Consider the following 13,710-nt stretch of genomic DNA (forward strand, 5'->3'; position numbering starts at 1 on the left):
TTACTTGATTGGACGGGTGTCTTATCCCAGATCACCAAGACAGTACTGAAGAATGGCGGTCGCGACGATAGCCGCGGTTTCGGTCCTCAGAATCCTCCGCCCAAGAGACACCGGAACGATCCCGGCCGCCCGGGCCTCCCTGACCTCATCCTCGCTGAAGCCCCCTTCGGGTCCAATCAGGAGAGCTATATTCCCGAGGGCCTCCGCGCCGGCTTCACCAAGGGCAGGAAGATCGCGTCCCTCATAGAGCATCATCCGATGGTCTGACCGGGCAATTTCCTGCAGAACCTGCGTCCAGGCGAGGACAGGGGCCAGCTCAGGAAGCATGTCCCTGCGGCACTGTTTGGCGGCTCGCAGGACAACTTCCGGCCATTTATGCGACTTTTTCTGGCCGGCATCCCTCTGCTGCAAAGTGACCGAGCGCCTCGAAGTAAAGGGAGCAATGCGATCAACCCCAAGTTCGGTGAGTTTTTCCAGAATCAGCTCGAAACGCTCCTTCTGCGGCAGGGCCTGATAAACCGCCAGACGACCGCGAATTCCTGACGTGCGAGGCCACCTTTCGAAAGGCACCACCAGTGCCTCCAGAGACGAAAGGTTGACGATCCTTGCCCTGAAGAGGGTTCCGTCAGGGCCGGTAACGGTTACGATCTCTCCCGGCCGAGCTGACCAGTACGACAAGGCCCTGACCGCTTCGGGCGGCAGGGCCGTTGTTGTTTCGAGCACGGGATCATGGTGCAGCAAAATCCTGCTTCCGAGGCCGCCACTATTTACGCATGGCAACCTCGAACCCGGCTCCGCGGTAGCCTGTGAACCGTTTGCGGGCCGCCTGGGCCAGTTCATCGTCATAGATCTCGGCAAAGTCGATGGCTCTTTCAAAATGGCGGATGAAGTCGATGCTGCACGGTTTTCCCATGACCAGTATCGATGCCCCATTGGGGTTTCTTTCCTGGTTTACGATAATGATGGGTTCGGCAAGGCAATCCACCGCCCCGTTATCATAAATATGGGGAATGAAGGAGCCTTTCCGCCAGGTCCACATGAAGCGATCCAAAGTGACTCCCTGGTTGTCGTCCTGGACGGTAATGACAACCTTTTTCCCTCTCTCGAAAAACTCCTCTGCCAGATCGCAGAGATGTTTGGCCTTTTCAGGTTTGGAAAGCTTGATGAACTCGACTCGGGTCAAGGGGTTCCGCTCCGGCGAACGGCATGCTGGTCAACTTTTTGGGCGAAGGCGGCACCACAGTCCAGTGCCTGCATGTTGGCTGGTATAAATTTCTTGTTCCGCTCGGGAAGGATTCCATCGAGGGCTTCCTTGAGCGTCGCCGGACGGACGATGCCGCTCATTTCCACAAAAGCACCCAGCATGATCATGTTCACCAGGCGGACATCTCCCACATCCATGGCCAGTTTGTTGGCGGGCATGGGCAGGATCTCGAGGTCCTGACGGGAATACCCCCGGTCTTCCATCAGCGAGGTATTGATCAGGACCCGGCCGCCCGGTTTGACGGCCGTGAAATACTTGTCCATGGCCATCTGGTTCAGAAGCAGCGCATTGCCGGGGCAGCCGACCACGGGAGAGCCGATTTCGCCATCGGCAACGATGACCGTGCAGGTTGCCGATCCCCCTCGTTTTTCAGGACCGTACGCGGGGAAGAAGGAAGCGTTTTTACCTTCAAGAATAGCCGCATAGGCCAGCAGGTTGCCGATCAGAAGAATCCCCTGCCCACCGAATCCTGCCATAAAGACATCGTAATTCATTGTTTATCCCATCCGTGATTGTTGCGAATTCAACGGGTCTCGGCCGAAAGATCGGTCAGGTCCCGGAAAACGCCCAGGGGAAATGTTTCCATCATCTCCTTGGCCACCCGCTCGTTTGCATCCAGGGGTGACAGACCCCAGTTGGTCGGACAAGTGGCGAGCACTTCGACGAAAGCGAACCCCCGGTTGGCGACCTGAATCTCGAAAGCTTTGCGGATGGCCTTGCCGGCGCGAACAATATTTTTGTTGGAATCGACAGCAACCCGGGTCGAGAAGGTCGTGCCCCCCAGCATGGCGATCAACTCGGCCATTTTGATCGGATGCCCCTCCGTCCCCGTATCGCGCCCGCGGGGAGAAGTGGTCGTCACCTGGCCGGGCAGGGTCGTGGGAGCCATCTGCCCTCCGGTCATGCCGTAGGTGCTGTTGTTGACGAAGATGACGGTCATGTTCTCACCCCGGTTGGCGGCATGGATGATCTCCCCCGTGCCGATGGCGGCAAGGTCGCCGTCCCCCTGATAGGTGAACACAATGCTGTCGGGATGAGCCCTTTTTACCCCGGTGGCCACGGCAGGTGCCCGGCCGTGGGGAGCCTCGATGACATCGATGTCGAAATATTCGTACAGGAGCACGCTGCACCCGACGGAAGCGATCCCGACAGTGCGATCCTGGAGCTGCAACTGATCGAGGGCCTCGGCAACCAGCCGATGGATGGTGCCGTGCTGGCAGCCGGGACAGAAATGGCTGGACACCTCCTTCAGGGATGCGGGGCGCTGAAATACGGTTTGAACGGTAGTGGGCATGATCAATCCTTGCAGTATCTGCAGATCTGTTCGAAAAGTTCCTCGGGAGTCGGCAGGCTTCCGGTCCCGCCCGGCCGGCCGTAGAAATAAACGTCAGCAGCGCGATCCACGGAAAGCCTGACGTCTTCGACCATCTGGCCGTTGTTCAACTCCACACACAGGACCGGTTTGCCGCCCTCCGTCGCCTGGCGAAACGCCTGTTCGGGAAAGGGAAAGACGGTAATGGGGCGAATCAGGCCGACCTTCAAACCCTTTTCCCGCGCCATGAACACAGCGGTCTTGAGAATCCGGGCGGCACAGCCGAAAGCGGTCACGATCAGATCGGCGTCCTCCAGGCCAGAGCTTTCCACACGCACCTCGTTCTGTTTCAGAAGGTCGTACTTGCCGTGCAGGTGCCAGTTGTGGGCTTCCAGTTCCCCATCCTTGAGGTAAAGGGATTTGATGGTGTTTCCGGTTTTTCGACCCCGTTTCCCCGACGCGGCCCAGGTTTTGGGCGGCAGGTCCGCCGGAGGGCTGTACGGATGGGGAACCAGAGCTTCCTTCATCTGCCCGATCATGGCGTCACCGAGAATCAGGGCCGGCATCCGGTAGCGATCCGCCAGATCAAAGGCCAGCATGGTCAGGTCGTAGAGCTCCTGGACGGATTCGGGGGCCAGAACCACCATGCGGTAGCCGCCGTGACCCGCTCCCTTCACCGCCTGAAAATAGTCGGCCTGGGAAGCATCTATGCCTCCCAGTCCCGGCCCGGAACGGACCATGTTGACGATCACCGCCGGGACCTCGCTGCCGGCGATAAAGGACATCCCCTCGGCCTTCAGGGATATGCCGGGCCCGGAGGATGAGGTCATGACCCTGGCTCCTGATCCGCCGGCTCCCAGCACCATATTGATCGCCGCAACTTCGCTTTCGGCCTGGAGAAACACCCCTCCTACTTTCGGCATTTCCCTGGACATGAACTCCGGGATCTCATTCTGTGGCGTAATGGGGTATCCGAAATAATGGCGGCAGCCGGCCTCTATGGCTCCCATGCAGACCGCTTCGTTCCCCTTGACAAAAAGACGCTGGTTCAAAAGTCCCTCCAAGCACGCACGTTCTTTTCCAATCGATTCCTGCCCGGCTGCGTTTACCTAGTTGCGCTCCGATTTTTCCTTCAGCACGGTGATGGCCACGTCGGGGCACATCCTGGCGCAGGCCGCACAGGAGGTGCATCGAGCCTGTTCCTCATCCTCGATCTGGGCCAAAGGATAACCGTGTTTGTTGTACTTCCTGCCGATCGTAAGCAGCTTGAAAGGGCAGGCCAACACGCACAGTCCGCATCCTTTGCAGAAATCCTCATCGATAATAATTTTTTTCACCTGCGGTTTCCCTTCATTGAAAACTTTTGAGCCCGGGCGAAAGTGCGTGCTACCGGATGCCGTTTCCGATCGGTCACGGCATTGAAAGCCCGCGCTCGTGGCACACTAGCAAATCGTCCGATTTTTCGCAATAGGAAGTCTGACGATAGTCCCTACCAGAAGCTGCCCTCTTCTTCCCTGTAAACCTTGTTTTTAATGATCCGTCAGAAGGGGCAAGAACATCATCAACCTCGACCAGAAAGGAATACAGTCATGAAAAAGATCATCGTCATCGGAACGGTTTTTGGAGCACTCATGCTTTGTACGGCTGCCTTTGCAGCAGGCCCGATCGGAGAGCGGCAGCAAAACCAACAGCACAGAATTCACCAGGGCGTCAGATCCGGACAGATCACCAAACAGGAGTTGAGGCACCTGCGCCATGATCAGAAAGACATCCGCGCTGCAAAACACCATGCCTTTAAGGACGGCTACCTCAGCCCGAGGGAAAAGGCCCGCATCAGCAGAATGCAGAATGAAGCCAGCCACGATATCCGCCGGGCCAAAACCAACGATCGCTACTATTCTCAGCATTATGACAGGAGACATCGGGTGCAGGCCGTGCCCCGGTACGTTCCTGTGCCCTGTCACACTGCAGCTCCCGTCGTCCGGCCCGGAGGTTTCCTTGGAGTTTCCGTCGTTCAGCCAGGGTGGTCCCTGTCTTGGTCTAGCGTTACCCGTTAATTTGCCTGCTGAACCAAAATATTTCCAAATCAGACCTTTTTTCAGGAACGCCATGCCCCTTTCGGGTGTGGCGTTCCTTTTTTGACAAAAGCCTTCCGGCCTGCCTTATAAAAAACTATTTGCTGTATAATTTAGACGTTTCCAACAATTTTGAGCGGACAGGGAGGAAAGGTTATGAGCAACCATCGGGGAACCATCGCCATCTTGACCGGAGGGGGAGACGTACCCGGACTGAACCCTGCGATTCGCGCGGTCACCTTTCGCGCCTTGAGGGAAGGTTTCAGGGTCATCGGAATCCGCCGGGGGTGGGCCGGCCTGGTGGAAATGATTCCCGAACAGGGTGCGGACAACGGTCCATACTACAAACTGCTGACCGAGGATATCGTCAACCGGGCCGGGCGCACGGGAGGAACCTTCATCCACACCTCGAGGACCCGACCGAGCCATCTGCCCGACACTGCCCTCCCCTATCATCTGCGCGACCGCTATCGTGACAAGGTGAATGATCTGACTCCCGAGATATTGAAAAACCTCGAATACCTTGGCGTCGATTATCTGATCCCCATCGGCGGCGACGACACCCTGAGTTACGCCCAGAGGCTGCATCAGGAGGGGGTGAAAATCGTTGCGATTCCCAAGACCATGGACAACGATGTGCCGGGAACGGACTACTGCATAGGCTTCAGCACCTGCGTCACCCGGACCATCGAACTGACCCACACACTGAGGACTACGGCCGGCTCCCATGAGCGACTGCTGGTCATCGAGGTCTTCGGCCGTTATGCGGGGTTCACGGCCATGTTGCCGACCATGGCGGGCGCGGCAGACCGCTGTGTCATTCCTGAATACCCTTTCGACATCGAACAGTTGACGGAACTGCTGGTGAGCGACAGGAACGCCCACCCCAGCAAATATGCGGTGGTCCTGATTTCCGAAGGGGCCCATATGCTGCAGGACACGGACCTGTCCTTCGAAGGGATCGAAAGGGATCAGTACGGCCATCGCAAACTGGGAGGCATCGGGGACAGGGTCGGCAATTTCCTCAAGGAAATGTCTCCCCGGTTTAATCAGGGAAAACGGATCAACGTGGTCAACCAGAGACTCGGATACCTGGTCCGCTGCGGAGATCCGGACGCCATCGACTCCATTGTTCCCATGGCCTTCGGTAACATGGCTCTCGATCTCATTTTGAGCAAAAACACCGGGCGCCTTGTCAGTCTCATCAACGGCTGCTACGAAAGCGTCCCCCTGGAAGTGGTCGCGACCCGCAAGAAGGTTGTCGACGTCGACCGGTATTACAATACCGAACGCCTTCGGCCCAAGTATGAAACCTTCAGGAACCGCCCCCTGTTCATCATGACCAGTGAAATCTGATGGTTTTGCAAAACCCCGTCTAGAAGACGGTGTCCAGAATGTCCATCCTGCGGCGGGCGTCCTCGTTTCCAGGATCGATAATCAATACTTCCTGATAAATTTCCCTGGCTTTGAAGGTGATCCCCATCTGCTCGTATACCCTGCCGCTCGCCATCAGCAGGGAGGCATCATCAGGAAATTTTTCCCGTGCCAGAAGCAGGGCGTCCAGGGCATGATCAAAATTTCTATTTTTTTCAAAAAAACCTACCATCGACAAAAAGATCGCTTTTTCGGTCTTTTTCTCTTTTCGGGCATATCCCAGGGCTCTACGAAAAAATCGATCCGCTTTTTCTGGTTCCCCTTTTTCCAGCAGATACATGCCGTAATCGTGATAGCTTCTCGACGACTCAGGCAGAATTTGCGGACGGAGGACATCTTCTATGCCCAGGTTGGACACCACCTGAACCCAGAATAATGTGTCCTCGGGGCGGACTTGCAGAAAGTGCCGGATCAGCGCAAAAGCCTCCTTAATCTGTCCTGTGCGGATCAGTTGCCCGATGTAGGCCGATTGAATTTCCCGGGACAAGGGAGCGTTTTTTAAAGCAGCCTGGAGCAGTTTTTTGCCGGAATCCGCATTTCCCGACTCAAACATCAACTGGCCGAGGCTGAAAAGGGCACTGCTGTCCAGCGGCGCAAGCCTGATGCCCTCGATGAAATGGCGGCGCGCCGCCGCCTCTTTCCCGGAGTCCAGAGCCAGATACCCCTGAGCAAAGTGATAGTGGCTGTTGAAGGGATCGAAAAATGTTGCCCGCACCAGCATCTTGCGGGAATATTCCCGGGCTTCCCCCTTTTCCGCAACAAGGTTCCGGGCCTGATCATAAAAATTTTGGCCGGCCAGTTCGCCGAGACTGAAAAAGGCGGCAAAAAAGAGAGCGGAAATCGTCAAAAATACCGTTATCGGACGGTTGACCTGCAAAGGGTCGTTTTCCTGACGGGTCTGGGGCAGGGGTTTGGCAGAAGCGGCTGTAATGCCGAACAGAATGGAAACCGGCAGAAAAATTTCCTGCGGACCAGTCCCACCCCATGACAAGTAGCACAGGATGAAGGAGAGAATTCCTGCAAGGCCTGCAGGAAAAAGGTAAACCCTCTGCTTGTTGCGGCGACTCCACCAGCGATGAAAAGTCAGAATCAGAAAGTTGGTCAGAAACCAGGCAGCTGCCGCAAGTCCGAAAAGACCGCCCTGGCTTATCATAGGAATGAAAGACTGTCCGGCCGTGTTCTGGAGTTTGTCTGTCGAGCGGATGACACGATAGCGTTGGCTGACAGACGGAAAGGAACCGTAGCCTGCGCCCGTCAACAGGAAATCCGCGACAAGCTCGCTGGACACGGCACTTTCATCGACGGTCTCGGCTTGCCTGGCAGTATCGAACCCCCGGCTCTCCCTCCCGATAAAGGAGATAAGGGCCAGAATCAGCACCAGCAGCAGGTACCCGAACAGATAGGTCAACACCCGCCGTCCCCGACTGCGAAGACCCAGCAGGACCAGAACAAGGATCACATTCAAAAGAAGGATCTGCAGCGCGCCTGGCCAAACGAGCAACAGGGCCAAAGGGATGATCAGGGCCGGCACCAAATAGACAACATGACCTTTGGTCCGGAAGGAGAAAAAAAAATCGTTGATGCGTTCCTGCAGGTTACCGTAGTTGACAGTCGGCCGCTCGGCCAAAAAATGCACCAGCCCGAAGATACAGAAAATAACCATGATAGAGGAAGCGAGAGCTGTTTGTTCAGGTCCCGGCATCGATTTCAGCAGGTTTTGACCGGAAAGGGCTCCTATGACCCAGAGGCCCAGGAAAAAAAGAGCGATCACGCCGGCAATCACCGTGAAAAGGGAAGCAGCGATTTTCAACCTTTTTTCTTCCACGAGAAGATTCGCACCAGCCACATAGGCGGCCCAGCAGCCGATCAAGCCCAGAAGAGCCGAGAGGGTGGCTTTTGGGGTCAAGGTGAGAGGAACCCATACATCGTTCTGAAAATGCCCGAGGGAGTCGCGGTAGATGGTCCAGGAATTGGGAGAAAGGACGCGAACCACCGCAGGTGGCAGCGGGATGAGCTGCACAAGGCCGAAGGCGATAAGGATCAGAAGAGCATTGAATCCTGGCGGGATCTGAACCCCGGAGGTTTCTTCCCAGCACTCAAGTATCAGCAGCAGCAGGGAAAAAAGCGGCAGCAGGACAAACAGCAGCCCGGCCCAGGGTGATTCGAAAAAAGGACTGAGGGGAGCCCAGACGAAGGCGGCTACAAGAAAAACGAAGGCGGCTCTATTCATCCAGCGGCCTCCCTTCCAGGACGGCTTTGGGGTTGGCTGTAACCAGGGCCAGTGCAGCCGGTTTACCAATAATCGAAGCAGCTTCCTCGACTGCCTTCGACAGAACCGGCCGGCGGTGTCTCGGTGAATGGGCATCGGTGGCGATGAAATGCACCATCTTTTTTTTAAGCAGGTAACGGGTGCAGTGATTGGCGTCCACGCCAAACAATCCGGTCAGACTCCCGGCGGTGACCTGCACCAGTGCCCCGGCTTCGACAAGACGGAAAAGCAGGTCGGGTTCACGGATAATCGACGGATTCCGTTCAGGATGGGTGATGATGGGCCGCAACTGAGCCAGCAGGATGCTGAAAACGATCTGCTCGGCGTTGCGGGGCAGATGGCTGTGGGGAAATTCCAGAAGAAAATAGGGACCCCTGTTTATGGTGTACCGGGCCTGTATGTTCGGCGGCAGGGCCGAACTGACATCAGCCCCGAGGTACATCTCCAGCGGGGAGCCAATCATCCTCAAGTTTTCTCTGAATTCCCGGATTCGTTCGGACAAAAATCCCGGAGACAGAAGATCGTCCTTGACGTGGGGAGTAGCGACGATCCGGGCAATTCCGTCGGCTGCTGCCATTTCGGCCATTTGCAGCGAATGGCGCAGTTCTTCTGGCCCGTCGTCAACACCGGGAAGGATGTGGCAATGGATATCCACCATGTCAAGTATTCCTAAAGTCGGTGAGCGGCCCGGGTCTGAATGCCCCTGGGCCTGCAACAAGCGGCATCTTCTCAATACCGCTCATCGCAGATTCCTGGATAAATTGAGGACATCAGGACTGATAACCTTTCCAAACGACAAGGGTAAAAAGCGCCGAATGCCGTGACCTATCCTTTACTGACTTCCGGACTGCTTTTCGGGGTTTCGTAATAGTCATAATAGCTCTGGTGATAATAGCCGCTCTTGGCGATGTCGTGCCGATTGACCACCAGCCCCAGCAGCCTGGCCCGCAGATCATGAACCATCTTCACCGATCTTTCCGCCATATCGAAGGTTGTCTTGCCGGCGTTGCAGATGAGGATCACCCCATCGAAAAGCCTGGCCAGAATACGGGTGTCGGCAACCGGCAGCAGCGGCGGGGCGTCGCAGATTATGAAATCGAAATCCCGCGCGGCCGCTTCAAGCAGTGTCTGCATGCGTGAAGAGACCAGAAGTTCGGCCGGATTGGGAGGAATCGGACCGGCCGGTATGATCGCCATCCGCGGCAAGGGTCCTTTTTGCATGATGGGGCCATCCACTTCTCCCGCCAGATAATTGCTGAGACCTTTGGCGTTGTTGAGCTTGAATATGCGGTGCAGCCGCGGTCGCCGAAGGTCGCCTTCGATCAGCAGAACCCTCTGATTCGATTGGGCCGTGATCATCGCCAGATTGACAGCCGTTGTTGTCTTCCCCTCACCCTGCACTGCGCTGGACAAGAGAATTCTTTTGGGTGGATTGTCCGGAAACGAGAGCTGGATGGCAGTACGAATCCCGCGGTAGCTCTCCGCCAGTTGGGACAGGGGTTCTTTGATGACGATATTTTCCAGGTCTTCGGATTTTTTCTTCCACCGCTGAACCACACCGATGACAGGCAGGCCGAAAGCCCTTTCCACGTCTTCGGGGTCCTTGATGGTATTGTCGAGGTACTCCATGAAAAACACAAAAGCCACCCCTCCCAAAGCACCGACGACAAGACCGATCAGCAGGTTGGCTGCCACCCATGGCTTGGCCGGTTTACGGGGAACCTTGGCGTTTTCCACCAGCCAGAGATTGACCGGCTGGTTTTCCTCGGTAATGCTCTGCTCCTTCATTTTCAGAAGCAAGGCGTCGTAGAGGGTGCGGTTGGTGTCGACCACCCGTTTTAGATGGCCGTATTGAATGAACTTTTCATTGAGAACGATGGCCTCGGTCTTGCTGTTGACCAGTTTCTCCTGCAGGCTTCTCTCATTGGCTTCGGCCAGTTCGTACTCGACCTTGATCGATTCGATGATCCGTTCGATTTCCTGGTCCCGTTTCCGTTCCAGCAGCTGAAGATCGCCCTGTGCCTTGACCATGATCGGATGTTTCGGTCCGTACTTGTTCCCCAGCTCCATGAGAGATTTTTCCGTTTCCACGATCTGGGCCCGAATGGCCTGCAAGGCCGGTTGCGAGGCGACGGCGGTAATATTTTGGGCAATCCCGTAATTCTTCCCCACAGACTTGACCTTGCCGTACAGGGATTCAAGCTCCTTTCTGCGGGCCTCGGCCCGCAGCAGTTGCAGATTGATTTCGGTCAATTGTTCCGGGGTCATGGTCATCCTGTCTTCGATGGTGACCAGATTGTTGGTTTTCATGTATTCCTGCAGAGCCTGTTCGGATTTCTGAAGTTTTTCGGCCTCCGCCTCGGCTTTCTGGGTCATCCATTCAAGCCGGGTGCGGGTCGAATTCAGCTTCATCTCCAGGATGGTTTCGATGTAGGCATCGGCCGTGGTGTTGGCCACCAGGGCGGCCAGTTGAGGATTCGGAGAAAGGAAGGAGATATTCACAATCCGGCTCCCTTCAACCGGTCGCACCTGGATTTTTTCACTGATCTGGGCAGCGATTATTTCGCCGGGGGAAAGTTCATCCTGCTTTTTGTCGTCAACCGTCTTTTCCTTGGAAAATAGATTGACTATGCCGCTGATCATGCCCTTGATTTTCGGGACAATGATTTCCAGGGGAGATTGTCGTCCAGCCTGCTTCCCGAAAAAAGCCTCGGGATTCTTGTCCAGCCCCAGGGTTTGGACCACCCTTCGCGCCACAGCCCGGCTTTTGATCAACTGAAACTGTGTTCCGTAAAACTCCGGATCGGTCGCCCTGCTGACATATCTGCCTCCGGTAAGATCCTCCCCCTCCGCCTTTTCCACCATTATTTTGGTGCTGCCCTCATAATAGGGGGTGGAAGTAAAGGTGAACAGGAGCACAATGGAGAAGAAGGTGACGAAAAATCCGACCAGGACGCTTCGTCTTTTTCTCAGTATCCGGAATATGTCCCGCAAATGAAGATTCTGGTTTTTTATATCCATAAATTTGCACCATCCTGTTGAATTATGGCCGGAGGAGTGTTTCCCGGGCCGAACACTCAAAAAAAGCTTTCGGGAACGACAATGACGTCATCAGGCTCGACCAGGGTATGCAGGGGAACTTTTTCCATCAACTTTTCCTGTCCCTGAATCTTGCGGATAATCTGGATCCGTCTCTGGGAGGCCAATTCGGTAAATCCTCCCGCCATGGTCACAGCCTTGATAACGGACGTCCCCGGTTCAAGTTTGTAGGCGGCGGGATTTTTGACCTGGCCTGTGACATAGATGACGCCCGCTTTGGCAACGAAAACGCTGTCTCCTCCCCTGATTGTCGGTTTCGGTCCCCCATCGTTCTTTTCCATGAGGTTGGTAAGACTGATGGTCATCACTTCGTCCTTGTTTGGGGTGGCGGGATTCTTGCGCCTGATGGTCACGGTATCTCCGGCGTCATCGGTCACACCCCCGGCTTTGGAAATCAATTCCATGAGTGTGGTGACACCGCTCAGTTCATACAGACCGGGAGTGGTCACCTCGCCCATAATGGTGGCTTTTTGGCTGCCGAACTGCTGGACGAATACCGAGACCTGGGGGTTCAGGATATAGCCCTTCTCCAACCGTCCAGCGACTTTCTGCGCCACCTGGGAGATCGTCAGTCCGTCTATGCCCACTTCTCCGATCAGGGGGAAGAGGATCGTACCCTTGCCGCTGACTCGAGCCGTGGTTGTCAGGTCGGGGTTGCCGTAGACCATGATCTGAAGGACATCGCCTTCTCCTACACGGTAATCGGATTCTTCCGCCGCCCCAAGCTGACCCCTCAAGGCGATCAACAGCACAAATAACGTTATCCCGATTGTCAGTCTCATCTCTAAACATCTCCTTTCCGACTTCGTCATCGACACCTGTGCCTGGAGGAAGATCTGGTCGCAGATAATTTCCGTTTCCTGCGACATCTCCGTTCCGATCAAAGAGAAAAAATCAGGCTGAGATAGGCGGTGTTTTTGTCGTAGTCCGATCCGTCAACATCGGAATCGCGAGTTACGAAGAAATATCCACCCGACAGCGCCATCCAGTTGGTCAAGGTGTACTTCAGGTCAATACCGGCTCCTATCCTGTCATCCTCCCTACTATCGCCCTTGTAATCCGTGTTCTCGTAATAGGTATTGAGTGCGGCGATAAACCTGGGTGTAAACCTCTGGTAATACTTCAGCTGGATTCTGTGAACCAGGGTGTAGTCGGAATCCAGGCTATCCGTTTCATTGGTGGTCCGGCTGGCCCGCAGCTCCGCATAGGTCTTGGGAGTGAATCGGTGCAGAAACTGGATTTCGGTCAGCAGATTGACGTCATCATCCCCATTGGCCCCGTCGAAATCCTTCAGCCCCGCGCCCACCATAAGCCTCCAGCGCGACTTGCCGCTCTGGTCCCACTCGAAACCGAGGTAGCCGCGATGTTCATCGCTGTCCAGCTGCTCCTCTTCGTCGTAATCGATGTTGATATAGTTGTATTCCACCAGGGCCGCTGTTTTCGGCAGGACGCGGTAGTAGCCCCGAAGGACAAAGCTGTTGTCGTCCCGATCACGAAACTCGAGCCTGTCGCGATCATAGCTCAAGGTAAAGAAGCTGTATTCGCCCTCGACTCTGGTCTTGGAGCTTATTTCATAGGAGACAGCGGCGTTCACCAGATTCGACCAGTACTTGTCCAGGGTGTCGCTGTCCCCCGTGCCGTAGGGATCGCGGTTCAGTTCGTATATGTTGAGCACCTCCATGGACAAACCGCCTCTGAAGTTGTACCGGAAAAAACCCTCCGCTTTCTGATTGACATGATCCTGAGAGGAGAACTGGCTGTGCTCGAAGATATCCGCCTGATATCCGCCATAAGCCTCGATCCTGGTTTTCCCTCTGGTGCGGATCCGGCTCAGGGCCAATCCTCCGGGAGCAGTGTTGAGGGTGCTCAATTGCCGAAGCGGATATCTGCTGGCCGGCAATACCACCCAGATCCCCGGCGTGATTCGGGTATAGAAATCATCTTCCCGGCCCGAGTCCGCGTTGAAAAGGTTGTCTGTATAGTATTCGGCGAGGCCTACATACGGATGGATGTAGCCGGTTTTACCACCGATAAATTCACCGATAACATTCCCGGTGGACTGCTGCACGAAGGGGCTCTCGGTGTAAGGCATCGCCGGTACCAGATAGGGGTTTTGGGGGGCCTTCGTCTCAAAATCATTCACCTGGGTTGCGGGCAGCTCCTCGGCAATTACGGGTTGACAGAAGAAAAACAGACACGAGCAGAACAGGGCAATTCGGCATTTCATTTCAACCTCCATCGTTGGCAGATGAGCGGG

The 13,710-nt window shown here is 55.6% G+C and carries 13 protein-coding genes; 1 reads left to right on the plus strand and 12 read right to left on the minus strand.

The annotated features are described in order from the left end of the window. Positions 1-21: 21 nt before the first annotated feature. The 7 genes from R2940_05725 to R2940_05755 form a co-directional block, all read right to left on the minus strand. Complete coding sequence (locus R2940_05725) at positions 22-741, minus strand: 16S rRNA (uracil(1498)-N(3))-methyltransferase (GenBank protein MEZ4599268.1); 720 nt, start codon at positions 739-741, stop codon at positions 22-24. Positions 742-763: 22 nt separating this feature from the next. Continuing rightward, on the minus strand, positions 764-1,183 hold the full coding sequence (locus R2940_05730) for a DNA polymerase III subunit chi (protein MEZ4599269.1): 420 nt from the start codon (positions 1,181-1,183) through the stop codon (positions 764-766). Beyond that, positions 1,180-1,758: a 2-oxoacid:acceptor oxidoreductase family protein gene (locus R2940_05735; protein MEZ4599270.1), complete on the minus strand. Its 579-nt coding sequence runs from the start codon at positions 1,756-1,758 to the stop codon at positions 1,180-1,182. Before R2940_05735 ends, R2940_05730 begins: the two co-directional genes overlap by 4 nt. Before the next feature lie 29 nt (positions 1,759-1,787). Next, positions 1,788-2,558: a thiamine pyrophosphate-dependent enzyme gene (locus tag R2940_05740; GenBank protein ID MEZ4599271.1), complete on the minus strand. Its 771-nt coding sequence runs from the start codon at positions 2,556-2,558 to the stop codon at positions 1,788-1,790. 2 nt (positions 2,559-2,560) lie between these two features. After that, on the minus strand, positions 2,561-3,628 hold the full coding sequence (locus R2940_05745; protein MEZ4599272.1) for a 3-methyl-2-oxobutanoate dehydrogenase subunit VorB: 1,068 nt from the start codon (positions 3,626-3,628) through the stop codon (positions 2,561-2,563). A gap of 57 nt (positions 3,629-3,685) precedes the next feature. Further along, entirely contained in the window at positions 3,686-3,913 is a 228-nt protein-coding gene (locus R2940_05750; protein MEZ4599273.1) for a ferredoxin family protein, read from the minus strand. Between the two features lie 192 nt (positions 3,914-4,105). After that, entirely contained in the window at positions 4,106-4,687 is a 582-nt protein-coding gene (locus R2940_05755) for a hypothetical protein (protein MEZ4599274.1), read from the minus strand. A gap of 120 nt (positions 4,688-4,807) precedes the next feature. Between R2940_05755 and R2940_05760 the strand changes: the two genes are divergently transcribed. After that, complete coding sequence (locus R2940_05760; protein ID MEZ4599275.1) at positions 4,808-6,007, plus strand: ATP-dependent 6-phosphofructokinase; 1,200 nt, start codon at positions 4,808-4,810, stop codon at positions 6,005-6,007. A gap of 19 nt (positions 6,008-6,026) precedes the next feature. Here the strand turns inward: R2940_05760 and R2940_05765 are convergent, their stop codons facing one another. The 5 genes from R2940_05765 to R2940_05785 form a co-directional block, all read right to left on the minus strand. Next, positions 6,027-8,315, minus strand: a complete 2,289-nt coding sequence (locus R2940_05765; protein ID MEZ4599276.1) for a hypothetical protein — start codon at positions 8,313-8,315, stop codon at positions 6,027-6,029. Continuing rightward, on the minus strand, positions 8,308-9,012 hold the full coding sequence (locus R2940_05770) for a CpsB/CapC family capsule biosynthesis tyrosine phosphatase (GenBank protein MEZ4599277.1): 705 nt from the start codon (positions 9,010-9,012) through the stop codon (positions 8,308-8,310). Before R2940_05770 ends, R2940_05765 begins: the two co-directional genes overlap by 8 nt. Before the next feature lie 167 nt (positions 9,013-9,179). Next, on the minus strand, positions 9,180-11,375 hold the full coding sequence (locus R2940_05775; protein MEZ4599278.1) for a polysaccharide biosynthesis tyrosine autokinase: 2,196 nt from the start codon (positions 11,373-11,375) through the stop codon (positions 9,180-9,182). 56 nt (positions 11,376-11,431) lie between these two features. Beyond that, a complete protein-coding gene (locus R2940_05780; protein ID MEZ4599279.1) occupies positions 11,432-12,235 on the minus strand; it encodes an SLBB domain-containing protein in 804 nt (267 codons plus the stop codon). 98 nt (positions 12,236-12,333) lie between these two features. Continuing rightward, positions 12,334-13,680 carry an outer membrane beta-barrel protein gene (locus tag R2940_05785; protein ID MEZ4599280.1) on the minus strand — a complete coding sequence of 449 codons (1,347 nt, stop codon included), beginning with the start codon at positions 13,678-13,680 and terminating at the stop codon, positions 12,334-12,336. Between the last annotated feature and the right edge of the window lie 30 nt (positions 13,681-13,710).

The organism is Syntrophotaleaceae bacterium (assembly GCA_041390365.1).
GTDB lineage: Bacteria > Desulfobacterota > Desulfuromonadia > Desulfuromonadales > Syntrophotaleaceae > JAWKQB01.